Origin of the sequence: Rhodococcus sp. KRD175, assembly GCF_017168275.1 — a bacterium.
GTDB lineage: Bacteria > Actinomycetota > Actinomycetes > Mycobacteriales > Mycobacteriaceae > Rhodococcoides > Rhodococcoides fascians.
The window spans coordinates 384,746-410,293 of record NZ_JABFAQ010000005.1 but is presented as its reverse complement, the minus strand read 5'-3'; the positions used below and the strand labels follow the sequence as shown (position 1 = coordinate 410,293).

Annotated in this window: 25 protein-coding genes; 16 read left to right on the top strand and 9 right to left on the bottom strand. The window is 65.4% G+C overall.

All coding sequences use genetic code 11. The features are described from left to right. Nucleotides 1-3 precede the first annotated feature (3 nt). On the top strand, nt 4-957 hold the full coding sequence (locus tag J1M81_RS10080) for an alpha/beta hydrolase family protein (RefSeq protein ID WP_032369664.1): 954 nt from the start codon (nt 4-6) through the stop codon (nt 955-957). A 54-nt stretch (nt 958-1,011) separates the two neighbouring features. Further along, a complete protein-coding gene (locus J1M81_RS10075) occupies nt 1,012-1,371 on the top strand; it encodes a VOC family protein (protein WP_027498102.1) in 360 nt (119 codons plus the stop codon). A 6-nt stretch (nt 1,372-1,377) separates the two neighbouring features. Here the strand turns inward: J1M81_RS10075 and J1M81_RS10070 are convergent, their stop codons facing one another. Together J1M81_RS10070 and J1M81_RS26805 are read right to left on the bottom strand one after the other, a co-directional pair. Continuing rightward, entirely contained in the window at nt 1,378-2,250 is an 873-nt protein-coding gene (locus tag J1M81_RS10070; RefSeq protein ID WP_206497991.1) for a PE-PPE domain-containing protein, read from the bottom strand. A gap of 73 nt (nt 2,251-2,323) precedes the next feature. Then, nucleotides 2,324-3,703: a WS/DGAT domain-containing protein gene (locus J1M81_RS26805; protein WP_206497990.1), complete on the bottom strand. Its 1,380-nt coding sequence runs from the start codon at nt 3,701-3,703 to the stop codon at nt 2,324-2,326. Between the two features lie 193 nt (nt 3,704-3,896). Here J1M81_RS26805 and J1M81_RS10060 point away from each other — a divergent pair, with 193 nt between their 5' ends. Then, nucleotides 3,897-5,270, top strand: coding sequence for a sialidase family protein (locus tag J1M81_RS10060; protein ID WP_206497989.1), 1,374 nt, complete (start codon nt 3,897-3,899; stop codon nt 5,268-5,270). Nucleotides 5,271-5,332: 62 nt separating this feature from the next. Here J1M81_RS10060 and J1M81_RS10055 read toward each other — a convergent pair whose 3' ends face one another. After that, a complete protein-coding gene (locus tag J1M81_RS10055) occupies nt 5,333-6,154 on the bottom strand; it encodes a hypothetical protein (protein WP_206497988.1) in 822 nt (273 codons plus the stop codon). Between the two features lie 123 nt (nt 6,155-6,277). Next, a complete protein-coding gene (locus tag J1M81_RS10050) occupies nt 6,278-6,856 on the bottom strand; it encodes a TerD family protein (RefSeq protein WP_032365486.1) in 579 nt (192 codons plus the stop codon). 225 nt (nt 6,857-7,081) lie between these two features. Here J1M81_RS10050 and J1M81_RS10045 point away from each other — a divergent pair, with 225 nt between their 5' ends. Beyond that, nucleotides 7,082-7,831, top strand: coding sequence for a DUF1906 domain-containing protein (locus J1M81_RS10045; protein ID WP_032407288.1), 750 nt, complete (start codon nt 7,082-7,084; stop codon nt 7,829-7,831). A 105-nt stretch (nt 7,832-7,936) separates the two neighbouring features. Here J1M81_RS10045 and J1M81_RS10040 read toward each other — a convergent pair whose 3' ends face one another. After that, entirely contained in the window at nt 7,937-8,797 is an 861-nt protein-coding gene (locus J1M81_RS10040) for a hypothetical protein (RefSeq protein ID WP_052060737.1), read from the bottom strand. Nucleotides 8,798-9,098: 301 nt separating this feature from the next. On the opposite strand from J1M81_RS10040, the gene J1M81_RS10035 reads away from it, so the two are divergent. Beyond that, the gene (locus J1M81_RS10035) at nt 9,099-10,319 is read left to right on the top strand and encodes a mannosyltransferase (RefSeq protein ID WP_206497987.1); all 1,221 of its coding nucleotides are present in this window, start codon (nt 9,099-9,101) and stop codon (nt 10,317-10,319) included. Here J1M81_RS10035 and J1M81_RS10030 read toward each other — a convergent pair. Next, nucleotides 10,261-10,545, bottom strand: a complete 285-nt coding sequence (locus J1M81_RS10030) for a 4a-hydroxytetrahydrobiopterin dehydratase (protein ID WP_032375449.1) — start codon at nt 10,543-10,545, stop codon at nt 10,261-10,263. The genes J1M81_RS10035 and J1M81_RS10030 overlap by 59 nt on opposite strands. Nucleotides 10,546-10,559: 14 nt before the next feature. Between J1M81_RS10030 and J1M81_RS10025 the strand changes: the two genes are divergently transcribed. From J1M81_RS10025 to J1M81_RS09995, 7 genes are all read left to right on the top strand, one after another. Further along, nucleotides 10,560-10,985: a (deoxy)nucleoside triphosphate pyrophosphohydrolase gene (locus tag J1M81_RS10025; protein WP_032375450.1), complete on the top strand. Its 426-nt coding sequence runs from the start codon at nt 10,560-10,562 to the stop codon at nt 10,983-10,985. 317 nt (nt 10,986-11,302) lie between these two features. Beyond that, entirely contained in the window at nt 11,303-13,240 is a 1,938-nt protein-coding gene (gene typA, locus J1M81_RS10020) for a translational GTPase TypA (protein WP_032365354.1), read from the top strand. 103 nt (nt 13,241-13,343) lie between these two features. Continuing rightward, nucleotides 13,344-15,125 carry an ABC transporter family substrate-binding protein gene (locus J1M81_RS10015; RefSeq protein WP_032375451.1) on the top strand — a complete coding sequence of 594 codons (1,782 nt, stop codon included), beginning with the start codon at nt 13,344-13,346 and terminating at the stop codon, nt 15,123-15,125. Next, nucleotides 15,122-15,805 (top strand): haloacid dehalogenase type II, encoded by a 684-nt coding sequence (locus J1M81_RS10010; RefSeq protein WP_032375536.1) that lies wholly within the window; start codon nt 15,122-15,124, stop codon nt 15,803-15,805. Before J1M81_RS10015 ends, J1M81_RS10010 begins: the two co-directional genes overlap by 4 nt. 106 nt (nt 15,806-15,911) lie before the next feature. Beyond that, nucleotides 15,912-16,805 (top strand): N-acetyl-1-D-myo-inositol-2-amino-2-deoxy-alpha-D-glucopyranoside deacetylase, encoded by an 894-nt coding sequence (mshB, locus tag J1M81_RS10005; RefSeq protein WP_032375537.1) that lies wholly within the window; start codon nt 15,912-15,914, stop codon nt 16,803-16,805. Between the two features lie 27 nt (nt 16,806-16,832). Then, nucleotides 16,833-16,991, top strand: coding sequence for a hypothetical protein (locus tag J1M81_RS10000; RefSeq protein ID WP_008714214.1), 159 nt, complete (start codon nt 16,833-16,835; stop codon nt 16,989-16,991). A gap of 86 nt (nt 16,992-17,077) precedes the next feature. Continuing rightward, a complete protein-coding gene (locus J1M81_RS09995; RefSeq protein WP_206497986.1) occupies nt 17,078-17,530 on the top strand; it encodes a hypothetical protein in 453 nt (150 codons plus the stop codon). On the opposite strand, the gene J1M81_RS09990 is transcribed toward J1M81_RS09995, so the two are convergent. Genes J1M81_RS09990 through J1M81_RS09980 form a run of 3 tightly spaced genes read right to left on the bottom strand, consistent with a single transcriptional unit; the run spans nt 17,457 to nt 20,208 of the window. After that, nucleotides 17,457-18,173 carry a uracil-DNA glycosylase gene (locus J1M81_RS09990; protein ID WP_241257835.1) on the bottom strand — a complete coding sequence of 239 codons (717 nt, stop codon included), beginning with the start codon at nt 18,171-18,173 and terminating at the stop codon, nt 17,457-17,459. The genes J1M81_RS09995 and J1M81_RS09990 overlap by 74 nt on opposite strands. Nucleotides 18,174-18,214: 41 nt before the next feature. Next, nucleotides 18,215-19,732, bottom strand: coding sequence for a PH domain-containing protein (locus tag J1M81_RS09985; RefSeq protein WP_032375452.1), 1,518 nt, complete (start codon nt 19,730-19,732; stop codon nt 18,215-18,217). Beyond that, on the bottom strand, nt 19,729-20,208 hold the full coding sequence (locus tag J1M81_RS09980; protein ID WP_032400263.1) for a PH domain-containing protein: 480 nt from the start codon (nt 20,206-20,208) through the stop codon (nt 19,729-19,731). Before J1M81_RS09980 ends, J1M81_RS09985 begins: the two co-directional genes overlap by 4 nt. Before the next feature lie 134 nt (nt 20,209-20,342). Here J1M81_RS09980 and J1M81_RS09975 point away from each other — a divergent pair, with 134 nt between their 5' ends. From J1M81_RS09975 to dapC, 4 genes are all read left to right on the top strand, one after another. Continuing rightward, a complete protein-coding gene (locus J1M81_RS09975) occupies nt 20,343-22,883 on the top strand; it encodes a bifunctional FO biosynthesis protein CofGH (protein ID WP_268987766.1) in 2,541 nt (846 codons plus the stop codon). A 36-nt stretch (nt 22,884-22,919) separates the two neighbouring features. Further along, nucleotides 22,920-23,675, top strand: coding sequence for a hypothetical protein (locus tag J1M81_RS09970; protein ID WP_032390335.1), 756 nt, complete (start codon nt 22,920-22,922; stop codon nt 23,673-23,675). A gap of 114 nt (nt 23,676-23,789) precedes the next feature. Further along, nucleotides 23,790-24,113, top strand: a complete 324-nt coding sequence (gene fdxA / locus J1M81_RS09965; protein ID WP_027498080.1) for a ferredoxin — start codon at nt 23,790-23,792, stop codon at nt 24,111-24,113. A 4-nt stretch (nt 24,114-24,117) separates the two neighbouring features. Further along, nucleotides 24,118-25,221 (top strand): succinyldiaminopimelate transaminase, encoded by a 1,104-nt coding sequence (gene dapC / locus J1M81_RS09960; protein WP_206497985.1) that lies wholly within the window; start codon nt 24,118-24,120, stop codon nt 25,219-25,221. Nucleotides 25,222-25,548 lie beyond the last annotated feature (327 nt).

The window sequence follows — 25,548 nt, the reverse complement described above, 5'->3', positions numbered from 1 at the left end:
TCGATGCGCGGTCGGTTACGAAGTACGGTGCTCGCTCTGGTAGCGGTCATGGTCGCCACGATGGCAACGGTGCTGATGGGGACCGGTGTGGCGAAAGCCGACTCCGAGCTGGTCTACGTCTACTCGCCGTCGATGGACAAGAACATCCCGATCAAGGTGCTCCGAGCTGCCGGTGGCGGCCCCGCACCCACGCTGTATCTGCTCGACGGACTGCGTGCGCCCGAGGACAACAGCGGTTGGCTCATCGAAACCGACGTCGAGAGCTTCTTCGCCGACAAGCACGTCAACGTGGTCATTCCGTTCGGCGGCGGCGGAACCTTCTACTCCGACTGGCAGCGCGACGACCCCAAGCTCGGACGGGTGAAGTGGGAAACGTTCCTCACCCAGGAATTGCCGCCCTTCATGGCCGATCGTTTCGGTAGCGACAACGTCAACAACGCCGTGGCCGGCCTGTCGATGAGCGGCACCTCGGCATTGAACCTGGCGGCTCACCGGCCGGACTTCTACAAGGCGGTGGCGTCGTTCAGTGGCTACCCGACGGCCAGCAGCCCCGGATTCGCTCAGGGCATCTCGGTCGCCGTCGGCGAGATGGGCGGCAACGCGCGCAACATGTGGGGCACCTGGCCGTCGGCAGACTGGATCCGCAACGATCCGTCGCTCAATGTCGGCGCGTTGCGCAACACGGCAGTCTTCGTCTCTTCGGGTAGCGGCTCACCGGCGACGGACCCGGTGTTCAACCCGGCCAGCAGCCGCTTCGACCCCGTCAAGTTCGCGCAGATGGTGCCGCTCGAAACCGCCGCAGGCATGAGCAGCCGAGCATTCGTTCCGTTGTTGCAGGCCGCAGGTGGTCGACCCAACGTCAAGATCACCGGCACCGGCGTGCACTGGTGGAACCACTGGCAGCAGCATCTGCACGAGGCGTGGTTCGAGACCATTGCCCCGGCAGTCGGCGGTTGATCGACAGCGAGTAATCGATAGTCCGACCCGGGTGATTCTCGCTACGATTCCGACATGAATGCACCCGTCATCGCCGTGGACTACACGGTTCTCGACTGTCCCGATCCGGCAGCGCTCGCCCGGTTCTACAGCACGATCCTCGGCTGGGAACCGGTGCGCGACGACGGAGACTGGGTGGTCGTCCACGGTCCGGGCGAACTGCGGTTGGCCTTCCAGAAGGCCCCCGACTTCACCCCGGTCGACTGGCCGAACGACGGCATCAAGATTCACCTCGATTTCGTCGTCGACGAGATGGAACAGGCCCGCGACTTCGTCGTCGATGCCGGAGCGACATTGATCGACGACGCGCACGAGTCGTTCTGGGTGTACCGAGACCCGGTCGGCCACATCTTCTGTCTCTGCAAGCGAGACTGATCTGCGTTACGCGACCTGCGCGGCCGGCAGAGCTCGGCGGAGCCGATGATCCTCTTGCTCGCCGAGCCAGCGGGCGAGAACCTGGCATCCAGTGAGGCCGTCTGCGTACGGCTCCGACGCGTAGGCGATGTGCCGACCGCCACCCGAGTTGGTCCACACCCATCGTCTCCAGCCGAGCGACGTGGGCAGGTACCCGGACACCTCGGTGGCCGCGGTGCGGAGGCGTCGAACATCCTTCGCCCACTGGGCCGGTCGTAGGCGAGTACGGGTCGCGTTCTGAAAGCTGTTGCTGCGCACGAGTAGCCAGAGCTCGCGCAACCAGGTCTTAGGCGTGCGGAACGACATCCAGCGCGTCAGGTCGGCGATGTCGCGAACGAGGCTGTCGTCGCTGGCGTTGCAGATCATGTCCGACGCGAGAGCTATCCAGTGGGTGGGAATCGACTCCGGCAGAGCCGGCCCGGTTCCGGCAACCCCGCGGCCGGTGCAGCCGGGCACCGCACCGGTCGGCTGCTGGGGATCCGAGACCAGACCGGCCGCGACGATGCGGCTGCCGTCGACGATTCCGTCCTGAACGAGGCCCAGTACTTCGCGAACGACCGTGGCTCCCTGCGAATATCCGATCAGAGCGAGAGGCCCAGTGGTGTTCTCGATCGCTCGGCGCAGGCGACGAACTCCGAGTTCGGTGCTGTGCCGGTAGCTCAGTCCCCCGAACGCCACCGGCCCGTACGACGCCGGGTAGCCCACCCAGCGGCCGACGAAGCGATCGTCGAGTGCGCCGACGACACACGACAGGAGACCGGTGACGCGGGTCCGATGGTCGGCCGGACGCGATTCGCCGGTGCCACCGACCGCGAGTACGGTTACCTGCTCCTGGTTCATGGTTACCGAGTGTGGCCGACGAACCTGAGCCGAACGCCCGACAAATGCTGAGAACTGTCTGGCATTGACTCGTTCAACTCAGCGCGGCACGTACGTCGTCGAGGCCATCGCGCAGAAGTATCTCGTAGCGATCCGGATCCGGTACGGCCGCTCGGTTGGACGTCACGCTGATCGCGACGGTGTCGCCGATACCGTGCACGCCGTGCGTGAGGCTCATGGCAGGGGAGAGGGCAGGGAACCCTGCCGTGAATCGAACGGGCCCGCCGCCGAGCGTGAGGTCCGCTGTACCGCGCGAAACACTGGATACGACCGTGTTGCCCGTGACGGTCGGCGGCACCGCAGTCGGATCGAACTGTGCGACTCCCCACGCCGCCAGGAATGCCGGGACATGGCGTTCTGTCTCGTTCTGAGATGCGCGGGCTGTCAACGACACCGGGTGACCTGCTCGCGCTCTGCGCTCGGCCAGGTCTGCGGCCACGAGTCGGCTGCGAGTCCGCAGGTCCGGTTCAGCGGGAAACAAGCCGACGCCGACGTTGCCGAAGTTGTTGCGTGCGCCCACTGCAGCCGTCCGTGCGACGGTGACCTCGGCTGCGAGATCGGCCGAAGCATCGTCCGAATCGCCGAGAAACCGTTGGAGTGCAACGGAAATGGCGGTCAGGGCAGTGACGGTGATCGAGGTGTCGGCGAACTGCAGAGCCGACTTGGGCAGCACGATCGTTCGTAGATCCGTCCGGTCCGTAGGCGCAACGTCGAGAGTCGTCAACGCGCGAGAACGTGCAGGAGGAGGGACCGAACCCGACGCGGTGTGTTCCTCCAATCGCAGTGCGTCTCCTCGCGCCCGAATGCCGGCGCGAGCCATGCGCATTACTCGCACAGGCAGAGTCAGGGCGGCGACGGCGGCGGTCAGGGGTGCGGGTGGCGCAGTCGCTGTAACGGGCCGAGAGGGCACCTGTTGTGTACCGAACAGCTCGCGAGCAGTGCGGGCGGCCAGAGTTCCGTCCGCGGCTGCGTGCGACAGTTGCAGAACAGCAACAAGACTCGGCCCGTCGCACGCAGGAGCTCCCGAAACGTTCGGATACAGGTGCAGATGCCAGACCGTGTGTCGCGGGTCGACCTGATGCTCGAACGACGACGCGACGGCGTCGAGACACTCCTGCCACGTCCGGGGTTCGGGGTGAACGCTGATCGTGTCCGTGGCGGGGTCCATCGCAGTCCAGTGTGGACGCTCGAGACCGAACGGTACCTCTGTGATTCGCAGACTCAGCACCTCGACGGCTGCACTGCGAACGCGCAGCCGCCGCACCGTGGACTCCAGTGGTTCGCGCGCTCCCTCGAAGCAATACAGCAGAAACTGGTCACTGGGGACCTTCGACGCCATCCAGTACGCCTGCGCATCGACCGGGTGAAGACGCGCCGCGCCCGACAACAGAGGTTCGGCGGACGCACAGGGCACACCAGAAGCTTAAGGCGTGCATCGGCGATCGACGGTCTCGAAACAGACCGGTTTCGTTCTGTGAGCTGTCACGACGTTCGGCCCAGGACTTCTGCATCGGCCTCGGCGTTTTCGGCGTGAATCGACGCTAGCCTGATCCAATGCACCACCGCGTCCCGATTTCACGACGCCCGCGCCGCCGCGGGCGGGTGTCGTGACACCGCGGGTCGCGTCGGGATATCGAGCAGGGCTTCGCTTTTCGACCAACGCGGCAGCATCGGCCGACTACGCCACCGATATCTCCTACACCGAATACGGGTCGTCCGCCTGCACCCTCGGAACAGCCGCGGACAACACCGTCTTTCTCGCCCCGGCATATACCGTCGACGGCGTCGGAGTTCTGCAGTCCTCCGATTTCGGACAATTCTGGCGAGCATCGGTGCCGGACGGCACGGTGAACACCGGCCGCCGAGCGCACATGTACTTCGACGATGCCGACGACCGGCTGTTTCTCACCGCCGGTCGCGTCGACTCGACACCGACGCGCATGTTTCGATCGGGCTTCGACCTCGGAATCAGCGACGACCGAGGTCGAACGTGGCGCTTCCGGAGAGTGGCATCCAAGGCCAGGACAGGTGCCAAGGTATTCGCCGGACCGCGGGTGTCCGCACCGGACGCGTCGTCTCCGTCCTCTGCTCGCGTGACGTACCTGTCCGCTCCCACACCGTTCGCCCTCCGCGTGCGACCTCTGATCAACGCCACCCGCCAGGTGATCTGGCGTTCGTACGACGGCGGGACCAAATGGGAGGTAGCCGGCGGGTTCGACATCGACCCGAAAAACATTCCGGGACTTCCCAGTACGGATTACGTCGCATTCGGCACCGGTGTCGTCGGCCCGGACGGCACGGTCTACATCGGCGGCCGATACGGCCGTCGTTTCGCGGTCGCGGTCAGCCGCGACGAGGGTTTGACCTGGGATGTCCGCGTAGTCCCCGGATCGGCGCTCGCCAAATATCACAACCCGTTGCACCTTCTGCTGCTCGCTTCCCGGTACCTACTGCCAGAGTCGGTCGCTGTCGACTGCGACGGCGCCCTGTACGCCCTGTGGCCGGACCGGGACGGATTGCTGCACGCTTCGTGGTCTTCCGACGGCGCGAACAGCTGGTCGAGGCCCGTCGTGGTGTCCGCTCCTGGAGTGCGAGGTGCGCGGTTCGGTGCGATCACCGCCACCGGATCGGGGCGCGTCGGAATTTCGTATTACGGGCGTGAGGCCGGCCGCGCGTTCCACGGGTTCATCGCGCAGAGTCGCGACTTCCGCACTGCAGGACCGGTTTTCGTCGGTGGAAAGTACAACGAACCCGATGCTCCGCTGTTTCCGTACGGGTTCCGTCGAGGTTTCCCCGGCTCCGTTTTCAGGCGATCTCTCGACGAGATGGTGCGGGTCCGGTTCGCGCCCAACGGAGATCTCGTGACCGGAGCGGTCATGCAGATGCGCGGGCGGAACCGCTTGCGTCCCTGGGCCGCACGCGCGCGGCGCACCGAGATGCAGGCGGTTCTGGGTCGGCTCGGCCGCATCGAACGTTCCTGATGCAGCGAAAAGCCGTGCAGCGCAGAGCTGCACGGCTTTTCGATCGTTCGATTGGACCTGAGTCAGGCGACGTTCACCAGGCCGACCGTCGGGAAGAAGAAGCAACTCTTGTCCGAGCCGTCGATTGCCTTGTGGTTCACGGTGCCGAACACCGCGGCCAGAACGGTTCCCGATCCGGTTTGCACGGGGACAGCGCGTGCACCGGCAGCGGGCAACGCATTGAGTGCGTTGATCACGAGGGGCCGGGCCAAGTCCTTGAACTCCGCCGGAATTCCGGAGTTGTCGAGGATCGACTGGGCCATGGTGGTGACCAGGCCGCCGAAGTCTGCGAAGCCGCCCTGCAGGGTGTTGACGTTGAACCACGCCACCTGCATGCCGGACTTGTCGGCCGAGTCGTTGACGATGCCGGCCGGAACGAATGCGAACATCGTCTCGCCCCTGTTCACCGCGTTGAGTTCGGGAACAGGGATAGAGGGCAGGCCGGGCAGAGTGGCGATCGGCGGCACGGTCAGCCGGGGCCACGGTCCGCCGGCACCACCGGCGACGCCCGGCACGATTCCGAGCGGCGCGCCCGGTGTGGCGGCGCAGTTGATCGCAGCGGTCGGGTAGAAGAACGGCGTGATGCCGAAGTCGGTGAGAGCCTTGTTGGCCGCGTCGAGGGCCGCGAAGGGGTCTGCGGAGGTGTTCTCGGCGACCGGGGTGCGCGAGTCGGCGATGGCATTCGCTGCGGCGAGCGAAGCACCGTCCTGCCCCTGTAATGCGGCGATCGCCCGGGCGAGCGGATCAGCGGGAGCCGGGTCCGCTGCCGCAGTGGCTGGAACGGCGAGCAATGCCGCGCAGGAGAGCGCGAGCGCGCCCGCCAGACGGCTGAGGCGACGAGACATGTGTGACTCCTGTGACTTATGTGGCTGATGTTGCGTGTGCGCTGATATCACCACACATCATCTTGGCGTCACAAGCTCAGCTGTAGACCGTTGTGCAATCGAGACGGACTCGCGCACCCTGCGTCAGCCGACGTCGATGCCGAAATCGCGCACGATGCCCTCCAGGCCGGACGCGTAGCCCTGACCGATTGCGCGAAACTTCCACTCGGCACCGCGGCGGTACAACTCGCCGAAGACCATCGCAGTCTCGGTCGACGCGTCCTCGCTCAGATCGAAGCGCGCGAGTTCGCGGCCGTCGGACTTGTCGACCACGCGAATGAAGGCGTTGACGACCTGACCGAAGTTCTGTCCCAGCGCGTCCGCGTTGTGAATCGAGACCGGGAATGCAATGGAATCCACCTCGGGTGTCAGCGCTGCAAGGTCCACGTCGATGCTCTCGTCGTCTCCTTCGCCCTCGCCGGTGCGGTTGTCTCCGGTGTGCTCGATCGCGCCGTCAGGGGAGCGCAGGTTGTTGTAGAAGACGAAGTAGTTGTCGTTGAGCGCCTTCTTGTCGGTACCGAGGCCGATCGCGCTCGCGTCGAGGTCGAAGTCTCCGCCGGTGGTGGAGCGAACGTCCCAGCCCAGTCCGACGGTGACCGCGGTCAAGTTCGGTGCTTCCTTCGTCAGGGAGACATTTCCGCCCTTGGCGAGTGTTACGCCCATGTCCAACCACTCCTTCACGCGTCGTTCGTGCTTCGTCCTCCCCACCCTATTCATGACTGCGGGTGCGGTGCTCGAGTTGCATGTGTGAACGACGAGCCACGCGGGTGGGGTGTGAGCAGTGGGGCTGGCGGTGCACATGTGTTTGTGATGGGATACGACAAAACATCAGAAAATAGCAGTGACGGCGCGTTTCGTTACGTAGGCGCGCCGTGGCAATCGAACGGCATGGGAGATTTTGTGCAGGTTTCGCGACGTGAACTGTTCAAGTACGCCGCGGCCGGCTCCGCAGCCGCCGTCGGCCTGGCCGCGTGGGGTTCGGCCACCGCTCACGCCGACGCGGGGCTGGGAACGCTCGTCGACTACGCGGGTGGGGTGCCGTCGGCGTCGGCCATCAAGAGCGCAGGCCATCTCGGAGCTGTCCGCTACGTCTCGGATCGGCGTCCCGACGCGACCTGGATGGTCGGCAAGCCGATGACCGCGTCGGAGGCGCAGTCCCTCACCGAGGCCGGCTTGGAGGTGGTCTCCAACTACCAGTTCGGTAAGGGTGCCACCGCGGATTGGCGAGGCGGGTACGTTGCGGGCGTCAAGCATGCGAAACGTGGACTCGAGCTCCATCTGGCGGCCGGTGGCCCGTCCGATCGGCCGATCTACGCATCGATCGACGACAACCCGACAGCCGTCGAGTTCGCCACCCTCATCGCGCCGTACATCCTGGGCTGGCAGTCGGTGATCGGAGCGGAGAACACCGGTATCTACGCAAATGCTCCGACCATCGAATTGGCGTCCGTCGCAGGGCTGGGCCAGTGGTATTGGCAGCACAATTGGGGGACCCCGAAGGGGTTCGTACATCCCGAAGCGCACATTCACCAGATTCGTATCGACAAGGACACGGTGGGTGGAGTGAAAGTGGATATCAACAATGTCTTGAAGTCCGATTACGGCCAGTGGTCGAAATCCGGTGCCGACATCATCTGAATACCATCCGTGTAATTCGGTGGTCTTTTCCCCGGCCGATAAGCACGAAAACAATTCGCCCCCGGCTTCGAGGAAGCCGGGGGCGAATTGCTGTGGTCTCGTGAGCTACGGAACGTAGACCGTGCCGATCGTCGGCAGGAAGTTGCAGCTGCGCGGCGGCGCTGCGGCGTCTTCCTTGGACTGAGTGGTGATCGATCCGGACACCACGGACAGCACGCGACCGGGACCGGTGTCAGCGATGGCCGACAACGTCGCGGGGCCGTCGGCGTTGATCTTGGCTGCGCCGGTCAGGTCCTGGGTTCCCGATCGGCGGTTGTCGATGTTGAGCCACGTCACGGTGAGCGGAGCGGACTGCTGCGCGGCGAGAGGCGCGGTACCGAGGGCGGTGAACACGAAACCGGCCTGGCCTGCAGCCGGTCCGGGGGGCGGCAACGTGGCCGGTCCGGGAACGGCCAAGGCGGTTCCGACGGAATCTGCGGTGTCGGAGATGCAGCCCTTGCCCAGGGTCGGGTACAGGAACTGTGCGATGACGGGGCCGTCGGAGGGCAGCTCGGGCCCGCCGCCGCCGGATCCGTCCAGGAAGGTGATGACCGATTCCAGCAGCGACTTGACCTGGTCCGGAAGCTGCGCGGATTCGAGAAGGGCGCGAGCCTGGCCGAGGAGATCTGCTGCGGGAGCGGCACCCACATCGGCCGGTCCTGCAGCTGCACCGACGATGGCAGGCGCGAAGGACGCGAGTGCCTCGATGTCGGAGAGGTTGGGCAGGGGTTCACCGGGAGCGGGCAGGAACTGGGCGATCAGCGCTGCGGGATCGGCCGGAGCAGCCGGCAGATCTGCCGGAGCCATGGGCACCAGAGGCTGAGCGGATGCGCTGGTCGGCACAACGAGTGCGGCGGCTGCGGCCACAGCCAGAGCTGTGACGACGCGACGCGTTCCGCGAGTACGAAGCACGGTGATATTCCCCATTCTGATCATGACGCAGGTCCACGGCGACAGCCGGTGCCCGAGGGGTCACTCTATGTAGAGCGATCCCGGATGTACAGCCGTAGTAGGTCCAGTCCTCCCCGGCTGAACTCTATCGAGGATTCTATGGGCCACGCGCTGCGAATTCTCCGCAGAATCGAACAATAGCGTGTTGCACGAGTGACCAGTGTGAAAGGTGATGTAAATGTTACGAGCCGATCGGCACGGTTAGGGTGGGTATCGATCGCCCTATAAGCTCGGCTGTCGATAAACGGCATCGATACCGAACGGAACCACACGCACCGTGAACCGACTTGTTCGGCTGGCCCCCGTTCTGCTGGCAGTTTCGGTGATCAGCCGATTCGTGTGGGCGTTCGTCACCCCCAACGGTATGAACCTCGTCGACCTGCACGTCTACGTCGAAGGCTCCGCTGCACTGCTCGGCGACAACCTGTACGACTACACGTACTCGGTGCAGACCCCGGACTTCCCACTGCCGTTCACGTACCCACCGTTCGCCGCCCTCGTGTTCTTCCCGCTGCACTATCTGCCGTTCACGGTGGTCGGCATCGTCTGGCAGGCCGCGACGATGATCGCGCTGTTCGCAGTGGTCCGGCTGGCCCTGTCGATGGTTCTCGGCGACGACCGGGCCGCCGAGAACCGCTGGGTGAGAATCGCCATGTTGTGGACCGCGCTGGGGCTGTGGTCCGAGCCCGTGCGCACCACCCTCGACTACGGCCAGGTCAATGTGTTCCTGGTACTGCTGGCGCTACTCGCGGTACGCAGCTCGCGCTGGTGGGTGGCGGGCGGACTCGTGGGGTTCGCCGCGGGCATCAAGCTGACCCCGGCCATCACGGGCCTGTACTTCCTCGCCACTCGGCGGTGGAAAGCTGCAGCATTCTCGGCGGTGGCATTCGCGCTCAGTGTCGCGGTCAGCTACGCGGTGCTGGGGCGTCAGGCGGCCACGTACTTCACCACGTTGCTCGGCGATGCCGACCGCATCGGACCCGTCGGCTCGGTCTGGAATCAGTCTCTGCGTGGAGCTCTGAGCCGGATCGTGGGCGAGGACGTCGGCCAGGGACCGCTGTGGATCGCCGCCGCAGTGATCGCCGTGGGCCTCGCTGTGCTGGCATGGCGAGCACTCGATCGCCGCGACTACCTGGGAACCCTGGTCATCGTCCAACTCCTGGGCTTGTTGGTGTCGCCGATTTCGTGGTCGCACCACTGGATCTGGGTGATTCCGATGGTGATCTGGCTGCTGCACGGGCCGTTGCGCGATATCGCCGGAGCCAAGATCGTTGCCGGCTACTGGCTGGTGACGGTCACGGTGGGGGTGCCCTGGTTGCTGAGCTTCTTCCAGGAATCGATCTGGACCATTCCCCGTCCCGGGCTCGAGGCCTGGGCCGGTGCCGTCGACGTGATCGGATCGGCCCTGTTCCTCGGCTGGGTCGTCTACGCAGGACGTGTCAGGCAGGCGCGGTCAGCGCATCGATCCGACGCGCCAGATCCACGTCCTTCTGCGTGAGACCGCCGGCGCTGTGCGTGGACAGCGTGAACGTGAGCGTCCGCCACCTGATGTCGATGTCGGGGTGATGGTCCGCTTCCTCCGCAGCGTCGGCCACGCGGTTCACCACCTCGATCGCGGCGGGAAACGACGTCAGCTCGACGGTGCGAGTCAGAGATTTCTCCGCCACCGTCCAGTGGGTGAGCTGTGCGTCCTCGATATCGCGGTCGGTCAGCAATTCGGTCATAGAAAGATGGTGGCATGTCCGGTACCCCTACCGCTGTGGTTGTCGCGGCCGCGTTGATCGACGACGGACGTCTGCTGCTCGCGCAACGAACTCGTCCGCCGGAGTTGGCCGGTCGGTGGGAGCTGCCCGGCGGCAAGGTCGAGCCGGGGGAGTCCGAGGACGTCGCACTGGCGCGCGAACTGCGCGAGGAACTGGGGGTCGAGTGTTCGATCGGTGCCGCGCTCAGCGGAGATGTCGAGCTTTCCGGTGGCATGGTGTTGCGGGCCTACCGAGCCTCGATCGTCTCGGGAACCCCTGCGCCGCTGGAGCATTCGGCTCTACGGTGGGTCGATGCCGCGACGCTGCCGACGGTGGATCTGGTCGACGCGGACCGACTCTGGCTGCCGGACCTACAGGAAATTCTGCTCACTTCGCCCGAGCGGTCTTCAGACCTTTCTTGAGGTCTTTCTTGGTCGCGCCCGCGGATTCCAACTTCTTCATTCGCATGATCACGACGGGGCATTTGATGCAACGAACTTTCTTGCGGCAGCATTTTTTCTTGGGCTTCATCCCCGAGACATCTGCGGCCTTTATCTTGCCCATGGGCACCAAGACTAATGGGTGGCGCAGGTCACAGACCTGAGGGTGGCGCGGGGCACTGCCGGACTACGGGTAAACTCGATCAGTCGCGAGAACCTCGCGGTGCAGCGCGCTTCTCTAGCGACATAAGCCCGCTAGCGAACAAGAGCCCGCATTCGACTCCAGGAGAATTTTTCGCGTGAGCGCCCCAAGCAGTGCAGACAACATCGACAGCACCACTACTTTTCGCAACGTCGCCATCGTTGCACACGTCGACCATGGCAAGACCACCCTGGTCGACGCCATGCTTCGGCAGTCCGGCGCGTTCGAGGAACGTGCCGAAGCGATCGACCGCGTCATGGACTCGGGTGACCTCGAAAAAGAAAAAGGCATCACGATCCTGGCCAAGAACACGGCCGTTCACAAGCGCAATGCCGACGGCACCATCACCGTCATCAACGTGATCGACACCCCCGGCCACGCCGACTTCGGCGGAGAGGTCGAGCGCGGCCTGTCCATGGTCGACGGCGTCGTGCTCCTCGTCGACGCTTCCGAGGGCCCGCTGCCGCAGACCCGCTTCGTGCTGCGCAAGGCGCTCGCCGCGTCGTTGCCGGTGATCCTGGTCGTCAACAAGACCGACCGTCCCGACGCGCGTATCGAAGAGGTCGTCTCGGAGAGCCACGATCTGCTGCTCGACCTCGCGTCCGATCTCGACGACGAAGCGTCCGAGGCAGCCGAGCTCGCCCTCGACCTCCCCGTTCTCTACGCCTCCGGCCGTGAGGGCAAGGCCTCGAAGGTCCAGCCCCAGAACGGACACGCTCCCGACGCCGAGAACCTCGACGAGCTGTTCGAGGTTCTGCTCAGCTACGTCCCCGCGCCCAAGGGCAACGTGGACGCGCCGCTGCAGGCACACGTCACCAACCTCGACGCGTCGGCCTTCCTCGGCCGCCTCGCCCTGGTTCGTATCCACAACGGCCAGCTCTCCAAGGGCCAGACCGTCAGCTGGATGCGTGAGGTCGACGGCGAGCCCGTCGTCCAGAAGGCCAAGATCACCGAGCTGCTCAACACCATCGGCGTCGAGCGCGTTCCCGGCGAGAAGGGTGTCGCAGGAGACATCGTCGCCGTCGCGGGCTTCCCGGACATCATGATCGGCGACACCCTCGCCGATCTGGAGAACCCGGTCGCTCTGCCTCGCATCACCGTCGACCAGCCGGCCATCTCGGTCACCATCGGCACCAACACGAGCCCGCTCGTCGGACGCGTCAGCGGACACAAGCTCACCTCGCGCATGGTCAAGAGCCGCCTCGACCAGGAGCTCATCGGTAACGTCTCGCTCAAGGTCCTCGACATCGGTCGCCCCGATGCCTGGGAGGTCCAGGGTCGTGGAGAGCTCGCGCTCGCCATCCTCGTCGAGCAGATGCGTCGTGAAGGCTTCGAGCTCACCGTCGGCAAGCCCCAGGTGGTCACCCAGCAGGTCGACGGCAAGCTGCACGAGCCCTTCGAAGAGCTGATGGTCGACACACCGGAGGAATACCTCGGTGCAGTGACGCAGCTGCTCGCCGCACGCAAGGGCAAGATGGTCCAGATGACGAACCACGGCGCAGGCTGGGTTCGCATGGAATTCATCGTTCCCTCGCGTGGCCTGATCGGTTTCCGCACCGAGTTCCTCACGGACACTCGCGGCACCGGCATCGCCAACGCCGTCTTCCACGGTTACGCGCCGTGGGCCGGCGAGATCCGCGCCCGCCACACCGGCTCGCTCGTCTCGGACCGTCACGGCACCGTGACCCCGTTCGCGATGATCCAGCTGGCCGACCGCGGCACGTTCTTCGTCGAGCCGGGCGCAGACACGTACGAGGGCATGGTCGTGGGCATCAACCCGCGTCAGGAAGACCTCGACATCAACGTCACTCGCGAGAAGAAGCTGACCAACATGCGTCAGTCCTCCGCCGACGTCATGGAGACCCTGGCCAAGCCGAAGAAGCTGGACCTGGAAATGGCCATGGAGTTCTGTGCAGGCGACGAGTGCGTCGAGGTGACCCCCGAGGTCGTCCGCGTCCGCAAGGTGCACCTCGATTCCAACGAGCGCGCCCGTGAGCGTTCGCGCAGCAAGACGCGCGACAAGGCTGCTCTGTAAGACAGATCCTGTACGGCAGAAGCGACGTGTCACCATCGTGGGACGTCGCTTCTGCCGTACCTGTAGCCGATCACGAAGGAGATCCTCGTTGCGTAACGTACTGATGCCGGTGGTTCTGGCCTCCGCCACTGCCCTGGTACTCACCGCATGCACCGCGGATCCACCGCCACCGATCGAGAGCGTCGAAACTCCGGTCACCACGACGACCGTGCCGTCGAAGACCGGCGACCCCGTTGTCGTGGCGATCGACGACGTGGGCATCGGGTTCAACCCACACCTGCTGGCCGACCAGTCGCCCGCCACCGCCGCGGTCAGTTCGCTCGTGCTGCCCAGCCCGTTCCGTCCCACCCTGAACCCCGACACCGGCGTGACCACGTGGGAGCCGGACCTGTCGCTGTTGATCTCCGCCGAAGTGACCTCTCAGTCTCCGTTCACCATCCGGTACCAGCTACGCAACGAGGCCCAGTGGTCCGACAGCGCACCGATCGCGGCCGAGGACTTCCGGTACCTCTGGCAGCAGATGATCACGCAGCCGGGCGTCGTCGATCCGGCCGGCTACGCACTGATCAGCGATGTTGCCTCTTCGGGCGGCGGCAAGACCGTCGACGTCACCCTCGAGTCGCCGTATCCGGCGTGGCAGCGATTGTTCGCCGACCTCGTGCCCTCCCACTTGCTCAAGGATTCGCCCGGCGGCTTCGAGGGTGGCCTCACCGACAACGTGCCGGTCTCCGGTTCGCGGTTCAACATCAAGACCGTCGACCAGGGCCGGGACGAGATTCTGCTGGAACGCAACGATCGATTCTGGGACCAACCCGCCTCGCCCGACCAGATCCTGATTCGGCGCGGAGGCACCCCCGCACAGTTGGCCGATTCGTTGCGGTCGAGTGATGCGCAGATCGCACAGGTTCGGGGTGGGTCTGCGACGCGCGCTCAACTCTCGGCAATTCCCGGGGTCCGCACCGACACGATTCACCAATCGCGAGTGTTGTCGATGACCGTGAACGGCCGGGCACCGAACATGTCGGAGTCGCTTGTGCGGCAGGGGATCATGGGTCTGCTGGACCCGAACCTGCTGGCCACGGTCGGGGCCGGCGGAGGGGCGACGGATCGCCGAGCAGCGGCCCAGTTGTCGTCGCCGTCGGACCCCGGGTACACCGCGACCGCACCCGCCCCGATCGGCAGAACCGCGGCCCTCGACCTGCTTCGCCGCGCCGGCTTCGTTCCGACACCCGACGCGATCGTGACCTCGACGCCGAGCGCGGGCGCATCCACGACCTCTGCTGCGCCGCCGACCACCAGCGCGCCGACCACGAGCGCGCCGGCTCCCGGAGTACCCCGACTCGCAGACGCCGGCGGTACCGCGCTGCGATTCGTCATCGGTGCCGTCGAGAACGACGACATCGCACTGGCCGTGGCCGGGACCGCCGCGGACGAGCTCGTCAGTGCGGGTATCGACGCGACCGTCACTCCGCTGCCCGCGGACGAGTTGTACTCGACGGCGCTGACCGACGGCGGCGTCGACGCCGTGGTCGGGTGGACCAGTGCGGGCGTGGACCCGGCAACGGCCCTGGCCTCGCGCTTCGGCTGTGTTGCCGAGCCGGCTCCGGGGAGCAGCGGCAGCGTGGACGCCCCGCGCAATCTGTCCGGTCTGTGTGTTCCGGAATTACAGCCGACGATCGACCGCGCCCTGATAACCGACGCCGATGCGACGATCGTTGCCGAGGAGATCGAGCCCAAGCTGTGGTCTCTGGCGTCGACGCTGCCGATCATGCAGGACCAGTCCGTGGTGGCTGCGGTGCCTGGTATCACCGGCGTCTCGTTGACCGGGCCGGTGGAGGTCGGCATCTTCGCCGATGCCGCGAAGTGGATCCGGACGGTCCGGTGAACACCGTGCGCTTGCCTCGGGTGATCATCTTCGACGTGAACGAGACCCTGTCCGACATGGCTCCCATGGCGGCGCGATTCGCCGACGTCGGAGCGCCGGAACACCTGTTCCCGACGTGGTTCGCAGGAGTGCTGCGGGACGGGTTCGCGCTCGCGGTCGCAGGTACCGCTCGGCCGTTCGCCGAGGTCGGTTCCGGTGTGCTCGAGGCGTTGCTGTCCGATGCCGCGATCGATCGCCAGTTGGACGATGCAGTGGACCACATCATGGCCGGTTTCGCCGAGCTCGAGGTGCATCCCGATGTGGTAGCCGGAGTGAATGTGCTTGCAGCGCTTGGCATTCGGATGATCACCCTCAGTAACGGGTCCGCGTCGCTCGCGCAGTCTCTGCTCGAACGAGCCGGCGTGCGGAGTGCTTTCGAGTTGTTGCTGTCGGTCGAGGACGCCGGACGGTGGAAGCCGCACGCCGATGCCTACCGCTACGCGTTGGAGCAGTGCGGTGTCGAACCAGGCGACGCGATGCTGGTGGCCGTGCACCCCTGGGATATCGACGGTGCGCACCGGGCAGGCCTGTCGACGGCGTGGCTCGATCGCGAGAACCGTCCTTATCCCGACCATTTCGTGCCTGCCGATGTGACAGCGCAGTCGTTACCGGATGTGGCGCGAATGCTCGGCGAGCGATGAACGGCTGCCCGACCCAGAGACCGAAACAAACGATGACACAGCGAGTAGCGAGCGACGAGGCATGACGGAACAGGTTGTGACAGAGCAGGTTGTGACAGAACAAGCGATGACGCAGCCGCAGCGGTTGCTGCTGGTCCATGCGCACCCGGACGACGAGAGCATCACCACCGGCGGGACCATCGCCCATTACGTGCGCGCGGGCGTCGACGTCACCGTGCTGACGTGCTCGCTCGGTGAAGAGGGTGAGGTGATCGGCGATACGTGGGCCGATCTCGTGGTCGACCGAGCCGATCAGCTCGGTGGCTACCGAATTCTGGAACTGCATCGCGCACTCGCGGCGTTGGGCTGCAACCCTCCCCGCTTTCTCGGTGGTGCCGGCCGCTGGCGAGATTCTGGAATGGCCGGAACCCCGGCTGCTCTCAAACCGCGCGCATTCGTCAACGCAGACCGGCAGGAGGCTCTCGGGGCGCTCGTGTCGGTCATGCGCGAACTCAGGCCTCAGGTCGTCGTCGGCTACGACCCGGAGGGTGGCTACGGCCACCCCGATCATCAGCAGGTCCACTCCCTGGTGACCGAGGCGGTCGAGGTCTGTGGAACCGACGCCCATCCCGCGGCCGGAGCTCCGTGGGAGGTGGCGAAGTTCTACTGGACCGTCACCGGCCGCGATCAACTGGACGCGGGACTCCGGGTGATCGCCGATATCCCCGAGGGGTGGCGCATGCCCCTCGACGGCGAGTTGCCGAGTGTGGCCGAGGACATGATCACCACCAGCATCGATGTCCGCGGTGTGCTCGACGCGAAGACCGACGCGTTGCGTGCGCACGCAACTCAGGTGACGGTTGCGCCCTCGGGTGCCGAGTACGCACTCTCCAACGACATCGTTCAGCCGATCCTGCTCGACGAGCAGTACGTACTCGTGCGGGGCGTGCTCGGCTCCGACGGGGCGGGCAGGGAGAACGACTTGTTCGCGGGCGTACTAGGCTGTGTTCCGAATCACTGATCTCATGACAACAGGGGCGGAACACACATGTACAACTGGGTAGTGCAGGACGCAATCGTCGCGTTCGTCGATTCTCTCAAGCCGCAGTTCGGCGCACAGGCAGATCTGTACCAGTACGTTCTGGGTCAGATCGCCATGGGTGCGAGCAACTTGCTCACCTCGCTGGGCTATCCGCCGGTTTCCTGAGTGCCGGTGCCCGGTTTTTCGAATGCGATGCCCGGTTTTCGAATGCGGTGCACTGAAACGACCCGGGCCAAGGCAGTATTGGGCGCATGATCTCGAAGGCCGCATCCAATACTGTCGCCCTGGTGTCGTGGGCGACGGTCGCAGTACTGGTGTTCGACGGCTTCCTGTCCGGAATCCTGTCGGTCTTCTTTCTCCCGACCTACGTGGGGTCGGTGCAGTTTCCCATCAGCGCGTTGCTCGGGGGCATCGCGAACGTCGCTCTGGTTCTGGCCGCGCGTAAGGTCGCCGAACGGCCGATCTGGGTGGCGTCGCCGCTGCTCGGATGGTTCGTCGCAGTAGTGCTGTGCATGTTCGGCGGCCCCGGCAACGATGTTCTGCTGCTGGCCGACTGGCGCACGATGCTGCTCATCGTGGCCGGTGCCGGGCCGGCCGGTGTGCTGCTGTTCATGTTCCGAATGAAAGCCATCACAGCAAGCGTGCGTGCCGACCCGCATTCCGGAGCACGTCCTCGATCATCGTCGGGGTCAGCAGTCCGGTGAACGTGTTTCGCTGACTGACGTGATAGCTGGCGAACACGGTGATCGTGCCCAGATCGAGCTGCACGCCGTGACCGAATTTTGGTGCAGGCCTGGGTATTTCCCACCCGTTCGCGGCGAGAATCGGTAGCAGCGACTGCCAACCGAACGCCCCGAGCACGAGAATCGACTTCAGTCGCGGACGCAGCAAGCGCAATTCGTCGTCGAGCCAGGGGCGACACCGATCGCGCTCGGCGGGAGTCGGCTTGTTCTGCGGCGGAGCGCAGTGCACGGGGGCTGCAATACGAACTCCGTTGAGCGTCAGCCCGTCGCCGATGTGCGTCGCGGTCGGTTGGCTGGCGAGCCCGACGGCATGCATGGCTCGGTACAGCACGTCTCCGCTGCGGTCCCCGGTGAACATCCGTCCGGTGCGATTGCCGCCGTGGGCGGCCGGGGCGAGCCCGACGATCAACATCGACGCATCGGCCGGGCCGAAACTGGGAACGGCTCGCCCCCAATACGTTTCGTTGGCGAACGCGGCGCGCTTCTCGGCAGCGACCTGTTCGCGCCACCGCACCAGCCGTGGGCAGGCGCGACACTGGGACACCGCCAGGTCGAGCTGCGCGATGGTCTGCGGGCGCTCCTTCTTCATCGGCTCCTTCTTCATCGGCTCCTTCTTTATCGGCTACGTCCTTATCGGCTACGTTTTCACGTGCCGCGTCGAAGCCAGATGTCTCCGGCACCCGGTGTGACGGCGTCGATCATGGCCCACGCGTTCTCGATGGGTATGTCGACCACCTCGTAGTGCCCGACGCCCGCCGGTGTCGCTGCCACGACGGTGGCCACGCCGGCGCGACGTTGGAAGAACGTCTGCCGCACCGTCCAACCGATGATGCCGCCGGCTTCGAGGCTGTGCCGGGTGCGGTCGAGCGATCCGTGCTGGGTGATCAGCCAGCCGGGCAGGACGGCGTGCCCGAGGCCGCGGTAGCGGTCGTGAGCGAGTCCGACGGCGGCCACGAACAGCACGGCCACGGCGATCCACGCGAGGATCGGGATCGGTGCGCCGAGAGACTGCGCAATTCCCAGTCCGGCCGCGACGACGAGCAGCGGTAGAACGGCCCGGGTGTAGCGGCGTCGCCGCGCGGCAGGTCCGTGCTGCAGAAGCGGGCGGTCGGCATTGCCGTGCATGCCTGCGTCGCCGAGCACCGTGGTCATCATGCGCAGCGCCTCGGCCCGCGGAGCCTGGGGGAGCAGTAGCGACGATTCCTTCTTCTCAGCGCTCACTCCGGTCATGATGGCGTCGAGTCGCGCCCCGCCGACCGACCTCAGTAGTAGTGGTTGCGACAGGGAAGTGCCGCGCAGTCTCTTGCGGTCGAGGGTCGACTGACGGGTGCGGAGCAGCCCGTGGCTGACGTGCAGGGTGCGACCCTGGTCGGTGACGGTCAGGTTGCCGTAGGTGATCAGGTAGCGAACGCAGGCGAAGATGCTGGACACCACGAGGAGCGCAATCAGTGCGAGGACGACGAACAGGGCGATGCCGAACCGTTGCGCCGATTCGACGCTGTTCGAGACCACCGAGGTCTCCGCCAATGTCTGTCCGATGCCGTACTGGAACAGCACGCCCACTGCCGCGGCGATGGTGACGATGCCGGTGATGGAGAACGGCGCGAACCGCACCCACGAGAACTGCCAGTGTGCAATCTCGACGCCGGGATCGGCTGCGGCAACGGGCATTCCGTCGCTCGGCGTCGTTCGGCCCGACACTCGCTGCAGCAGTTCGCCGCGAAGCTCCGGCACCAGTGACGTGTCGAGTGCGTTGAGCTCGAAGGCCTCGCCTTTGCCCGCCTGCTGTCCGGTCCCGATGCGGAGAATGGACAGTCCGAGCACCCGGTGCAGTACGTTCGCTTCCACGTCGACGGATCGAATCCTGTTGCGCGGAATGGACAGTACTTTCTTCTGCAACACCCCGGTGCGCAGTTGTACGTGCACCGGCCCGATCCGGTAGCTGGTGGTGAACCAGCGCGCAATCGCGAACACGACGACGACCGCGAGGATGCCCAGACTCCAGTAGTGATTACCGCTCTGACTGCCGACGAAGAACGAGATCAGCAGTACCGGCAGGATCTTGATGCCCTCGTTCACCGGATGCACCAACAACATTCGCTTGTCCAGGCGCAACCACGGCTGCTCCTCTTCGACTGCCAGCAACTCCGCCTGATCGGTCATGTGGCATCTCCGACGGTGCGGCCGGCGATATCGGTCAGTCGCGCGACGGTCTCGTCCGCAACGACCTGATCGAGTGCGGTGATCTTCACCGCGCCCGCCGACGATGCCGTCGTCACGGTGACCGTCGCCAACCCGAGCAGGCGATCGAGTGGTCCGCGCTCGGTGTCGACGGTCTGCACCCGCGAGATGGGGGCGATGCGTCGTTCCTGGCTGAGCCAACCGGTGCGGGTGTACACGGCGGTGTCGCTGATCTCCCAGCGGTGCACGCGGTAGCGCCACTGCGGCACGATCGCGAGGTGCAGTGCGGTCAGCACGACCGATGCGACGAGGACGGTGACGTGCAGCCAGGACGTCCGGTTCGAGTCGACGAAAAACCAGACGATCTGAGCGATGAACACCGGTAGCCACAGCAGTCCGGCGCTCAGTGTCCAGAGCAGACGCGCACGGGGAGAAGGCTGCCACTGTGGGTCTGTCATCGTTGTCACGGTACAAACCTAGCGCTGCCCCGTCGTGCGCGTTGTGCGCCCTTCCGGGTACGCAAAACGCGCACAAGGGCCGCAGGCCCACCCGCGGGTGGCACGTGCGTACCAAGAAGGCGCATGATCGACTGGTGACTTCGCAGCCTGATACCGCTCCAGCCGCCTCCGCCATGCGCCGCGTCCTGCGTCGCGCCCGCGACGGGGTGTCGCTGAACGTCGACGAAGCCACGGTCTTGCTGCACGCTCGCGGTGACGACCTGGTGGATCTGATGGCGTCGGCGTCCCGGGTTCGCGATGCCGGGTTGGAGTCGGCGGGCCGTCCGAAGACCGTGTCGTATTCGCGCAAGGTGTTCGTACCCATCACGCGGTTGTGCCGCGACAAGTGCCACTACTGCACGTTCGTCACGGTGCCGGGCAAGCTCAATGCCGCCGGGCACGGGATGTTCATGGATCCCGACGAGATCATCGACGTCGCCCGCAAGGGTGCCGAGTTGGGCTGCAAGGAGGCGCTGTTCACGCTCGGCGACCGACCGGAGGAGCGGTGGCCCGAGGCCAAGGCGTGGTTGGACTCCCGTGGCTACGACTCGACTCTGGACTACGTGCGCGCGATGTCGATCAGGGTGCTCGAGGAGACCGGCCTACTGCCGCACCTCAATCCCGGAGTGATGTCATGGCAGGAACTCTCGCGCCTCAAGCCGGTGGCCCCCTCGATGGGCATGATGCTCGAGACCACCTCGCGTCGGCTGTTCGAGGAGAAGGGGCAGGCGCATTACGGCAGTCCCGACAAAGATCCCGAGGTGCGGCTGCGCACACTGACCGACGCGGGCCGGCTCAACATTCCCTTCACGACGGGCATCCTCGTCGGCATCGGTGAGACGTTGCGGGACAGGGCCGAGTCCATCATGGCAATTCGTAAGGTGCACAAGTCTTTCGGTCATGTGCAAGAGATCATCGTGCAGAACTTCCTGGCCAAATCCGATACCGCGATGCGGTCCGTGCCCGACGCCGGTCTCGAAGAATTCCTGGCGACCATCGCGGTGACGCGCATGGTGATCGGTCCGTCGATGCGAATTCAGGCCCCGCCGAACCTCGTCGCAGCGGAGGAGACCGCCGCGTTGCTCGGCGCAGGCGTCGACGATTGGGGCGGTGTCTCGCCGCTGACTCCCGACCACGTCAATCCCGAGCGGCCCTGGCCGAACCTCGACACTCTCGCCGAGTTGTCGGCGGCCGCCGGTTACACGCTCGTGGAACGTACTGCCGCGCAGCCGCAGTACGTGTTGGCCGGTGCACCGTGGATCGACCCGCGAATCTCGGCACACGTGCGGGCAGTGGCCGACCCGGAGACCGGGATGGCACGCGAGGGCGTCAACCCGACCGGTCTGCCGTGGCAGGAGCCGGACGAGGAATGGGAGTCCTCGGGACGGGTGGATCTGAACACCGAGATCGACACCGAGGGCCGTAACACCGAGACGCGCTCGGATCTGGCGAATGCGTTCGGCGACTGGGATTCCATTCGTGAGCAGGTGCGCGATCTGGCCGGTCTCGAACGAGTCGACCGCGACCTGGTGTCGGCATTGACGGCAGCGGAGAAGGACCCGGCCGGTCTGTCGGACGAGCAGTACCTGGCACTGGCGACGGCCGAGGGCCCCGGCATGGACGCCGTTGCCGCGCTCGCCGACGATCTGCGTAAGCAGGTCAACGGGGACACCGTCACCTACGTGGTGAACCGGAACATCAACTTCACCAACATCTGCTACACCGGATGCCGTTTCTGCGCGTTCGCGCAGCGCAAGGGCGACGCCGACGCGTTCACGCTGTCCACCGCCGAAGTCGCCGACCGTGCGTGGGAAGCGCACGTCGTCGGGGCCACCGAGGTGTGCATGCAGGGCGGCATCGACCCCGAACTGCCGGTGACGGGATACGCCGATCTGGTCCGTGCGGTCAAGGCGAAAGTGCCGTCGATGCACGTGCACGCGTTCTCGCCGATGGAGATCGTCAACGGGGCCTCCCGCGGCGGCCAGTCGATCCGCGAGTGGCTCACCGAGCTGCGGGCCGCCGGCCTGGACTCGATTCCGGGTACCGCCGCAGAGATTCTCGACGACGAGGTGCGGTGGGTGCTCACCAAGGGCAAGCTGCCCGCAGCCGAATGGATCGAAGTGATCACCACCGCGCACGAGGTGGGCCTGCGATCGAGCTCGACGATGATGTACGGGCACGTCGACAATCCGTCGCACTGGGTCGGGCATCTGAACGTGCTCAAGAAGATCCAGGACAAGACGGGCGGGTTTACCGAGTTCGTGCCGCTGCCGTTCGTGCACCAGTCGTCGCCGCTGTATCTGGCGGGTGCCTCGCGGCCCGGCCCGACCAATCGGGACAACCGCGCGGTGCATGCTCTGGCCAGGATCATGCTGCACGGCCGTATCGACAACATTCAGACGTCATGGGTGAAATTGGGAATCACGGGTACACAGGCGATGCTGAACGGGGGCGCGAACGATCTGGGCGGGACCCTGATGGAAGAGACGATCTCGCGGATGGCGGGTTCGCAGAACGGTTCGGAGAAGACCGTCGCGGAACTGCACGAGATCGCCGACGGCATCGGACGACCGGTTCGTCAGCGCACCACCACGTACGGCCCGGCACCGGCGGTGTCGGTCGCCGGCCTGATCTGACCTTCAGGTCTTTACCCGAAACGGAGTTTGCCCGACATGGACGACCGTCGAGTCGCCGCGGTACTGAGCAGTGCCGTCGCCATCATTCATCCCGTGCTCGACATCCTGGCTACGCGTGACCCGATCGGACTGAAGGGACGGACGTTCCGCGAGTCCTCCGCGGACGATTCGACCCTCGACAACGTCATCGACTTCCTGGCCAAGGCGTTCGACACCACCGACTTCCCGGGCACCGCCGGCTGGGAGAAGCTCGACAGCGATGCTCGTTCGCAGTGGTGGGTCAATCGCATCGGAGCTCTCAACACTGTCGCGGTGGCCTTCCCCGGCGTCTTCGGCATCCTGGTCAACCGTCTGCCGATCCAGGATCTGCTCGGGTTCGCCAACCAGGCGATGGTGCTCGTCGCCGTGGCTCGCGAATCCGGAGTGACCGACCGCGAGACGCATGTGGCGCTGCTCGGGTCGGTGCTGTGCAAGCGTGATCTGACGTCCTTGGCCGACAGTGCTCCTGCGAAGAAGGAAGAATCGCCGAAATCCGGACCGTTCGCACTGCTGCGCGGAATGTGGCAGATCGCCAACGTGCTGCGCGACGTGGCAGGCGAGTTGGAGAAGCGCCCGCATCCACGCGGGTTCTATCGGGTACTCGGAGCCATCCCGCTCGTCGGTGGCGTCGCCGGATATCTCGGTGAGCGGGGCGCGCTGTCGCGCGCTGCCAAGCAGGGACGCAAGTGGCTCGCCGCCCACAAGACGGCGTCGGCTTCGGTGACCCAGCCCGCGAAGCAGCTCCGGCGATAGCAGGCCGGAGCAGGTGAGGTCACCCTGGTCGGATTGTCCCAGGTTCGGACCGCGATACTAGGATGCTGAGGGCGCGAGAGCGCCCACGATCTATACAAGGAGGGGAGAGCAGCAGTGACCTACTCGATTGCAGAACCGTGCGTAGATGTACTGGACAAAGCGTGCATCGAAGAGTGCCCGGTGGATTGCATCTACGAGGGTAACCGAATGCTGTACATCCACCCCGACGAATGCGTCGACTGCGGAGCCTGCGAACCCGTGTGCCCCGTCGAGGCCATCTTCTACGAAGACGACGTGCCCGAGCAGTGGAGTGCATACGTCAGCGCCAACGTCGATTTCTTCGACGATCTCGGATCTCCCGGTGGCGCAGCGAAACTCGGCAAGACCGACTACGACCCGCCGTTCATCAAGGCTCTGCCTCCCATGGGCGAGAACTGACGCCTTGGCACGTAGAGCGGTGGCAGCGACGCTGCCCGACTTTCCGTGGGACTCGCTGACCGCTGCCAAGGAGAAGGCGTCGGCGCACCCGGACGGCATCGTGAATCTGTCCGTCGGCACGCCCGTCGACCCGGTCGCCGAGGTGATTCGGGTCGCGTTGAACTCGGTGGCCGACGAGCCCGGTTACCCGACGACCGTCGGTACCGCCGCGCTGCGGGAGGCCGCGGTGGCGTCGCTCGAACGTCGCTACTCGATCACCGGTATCTCGACCGACGCGGTGCTTCCGGCCATCGGCACCAAGGAAATGATCGCCTGGTTGCCGAGTCTGCTGGGTCTGGGTGCCGATGATCTTGTCGTCATCCCCGAATTGGCGTATCCCACATACGAAGTGGGTGCGCTGCTCGCCGGTGCACGAATTCTTCGTGCAGACGGACTGAATCGTCTCGGCCCCGAACGCGCCTCGCTGATCTTCGTCAACTCGCCGTCCAATCCGACCGGCAAGGTGCTCGGTATCGACCACCTTCGCAAGGTCGTGGATTGGGCACGAGAGCGCGACGCTATCGTCGTCTCCGACGAATGCTACCTGGGTCTGACCTGGGAAGCCGACGCCGTCTCGGTGCTCGACCCGCGCGTCTGCGACGGCGATCACACCAACCTCCTTGCTGTGCACTCACTTTCGAAGACGTCGAATCTGGCCAGCTACCGCGCCGGTTTCGTCACCGGCGACGCGGCCCTGATCGCCGAGTTGCTCGAGGTCCGCAAGCACGCAGGCATGATGGTGCCGCTGCCCATTCAGGCCGCCATGACCGCAGCTCTGGCCGACGACGAGCACGAGAACATCCAGCGAGAGCGATACCGCGCTCGCCGAACGGTACTGAAGGGGGCCGTCGAAGCAGCCGGCTTCCGCGTCGACCACTCGCAGGCCGGGTTGTACCTGTGGGCCACCCGCGACGAGCCGTGCCGCGACACCGTGGACTGGCTCGCCGAACGCGGCATCCTCGCCGCACCGGGAGAGTTCTACGGACCGAACGGTGGCAAACACGTCCGCATCGCACTGACCGCCACGGACGAGCGCATCGAGGCAGCGGCTACTCGCCTGCGCGGTTAGCCGAGCTTCCTGATACGCTGAGTGTTGTGGTGCCGCTCAGTGTCGTAGTGCGCTGAGTGTCCACTATTTCCCTCCGCTGACGGGATCCCGGTTCTCGAAGTGAATTGTGGACACTGAGCTTAGTTGGCTTCGGCCCCGCTGACGCCGCTGAAGCGTGTGAGCTCGAGGTGCGCTGAGTGTCCACTATTCGGCCCGATCGACGGGATCCGGGCTGTTGCGAATTGGGCCTTGTTGATTTTGCTGCGTGTTGTGCTGTAGCGGGTGGTGGTGGGCTGGGAGAATGTGGTGGTGGCCAAAGGGTATCGCCCGGTGGATCGGGATCAGCAG

Excerpts from the sequence above, each read along its gene's own strand:
- J1M81_RS10045 (WP_032407288.1), top strand. The coding sequence starts at position 7,082 with ATGGGAGATTTTGTGCAGGTTTCGCGACGTGAACTGTTCAAGTACGCC.
- J1M81_RS09980 (WP_032400263.1), bottom strand. The coding sequence starts at position 20,208 with ATGACAGACCCACAGTGGCAGCCTTCTCCCCGTGCGCGTCTGCTCTGG.
- J1M81_RS09970 (WP_032390335.1), top strand. The coding sequence starts at position 22,920 with ATGGACGACCGTCGAGTCGCCGCGGTACTGAGCAGTGCCGTCGCCATC.
- J1M81_RS09995 (WP_206497986.1), top strand. The coding sequence starts at position 17,078 with ATGATCTCGAAGGCCGCATCCAATACTGTCGCCCTGGTGTCGTGGGCG.
- J1M81_RS10080 (WP_032369664.1), top strand. The coding sequence starts at position 4 with ATGCGCGGTCGGTTACGAAGTACGGTGCTCGCTCTGGTAGCGGTCATG.
- J1M81_RS10055 (WP_206497988.1), bottom strand. The coding sequence starts at position 6,154 with ATGTCTCGTCGCCTCAGCCGTCTGGCGGGCGCGCTCGCGCTCTCCTGC.
- J1M81_RS10040 (WP_052060737.1), bottom strand. The coding sequence starts at position 8,797 with ATGGGGAATATCACCGTGCTTCGTACTCGCGGAACGCGTCGCGTCGTC.
- J1M81_RS10070 (WP_206497991.1), bottom strand. The coding sequence starts at position 2,250 with ATGAACCAGGAGCAGGTAACCGTACTCGCGGTCGGTGGCACCGGCGAA.
- J1M81_RS10030 (WP_032375449.1), bottom strand. The coding sequence starts at position 10,545 with ATGACCGAATTGCTGACCGACCGCGATATCGAGGACGCACAGCTCACC.
- mshB (WP_032375537.1), top strand. The coding sequence starts at position 15,912 with ATGACGCAGCCGCAGCGGTTGCTGCTGGTCCATGCGCACCCGGACGAC.
- J1M81_RS10075 (WP_027498102.1), top strand. The coding sequence starts at position 1,012 with ATGAATGCACCCGTCATCGCCGTGGACTACACGGTTCTCGACTGTCCC.
- J1M81_RS10050 (WP_032365486.1), bottom strand. The coding sequence starts at position 6,856 with ATGGGCGTAACACTCGCCAAGGGCGGAAATGTCTCCCTGACGAAGGAA.
- J1M81_RS09990 (WP_241257835.1), bottom strand. The coding sequence starts at position 18,173 with ATGAAGAAGGAGCCGATGAAGAAGGAGCGCCCGCAGACCATCGCGCAG.
- J1M81_RS09985 (WP_032375452.1), bottom strand. The coding sequence starts at position 19,732 with ATGACCGATCAGGCGGAGTTGCTGGCAGTCGAAGAGGAGCAGCCGTGG.
- J1M81_RS10025 (WP_032375450.1), top strand. The coding sequence starts at position 10,560 with ATGTCCGGTACCCCTACCGCTGTGGTTGTCGCGGCCGCGTTGATCGAC.
- J1M81_RS10015 (WP_032375451.1), top strand. The coding sequence starts at position 13,344 with ATGCCGGTGGTTCTGGCCTCCGCCACTGCCCTGGTACTCACCGCATGC.
- J1M81_RS10000 (WP_008714214.1), top strand. The coding sequence starts at position 16,833 with ATGTACAACTGGGTAGTGCAGGACGCAATCGTCGCGTTCGTCGATTCT.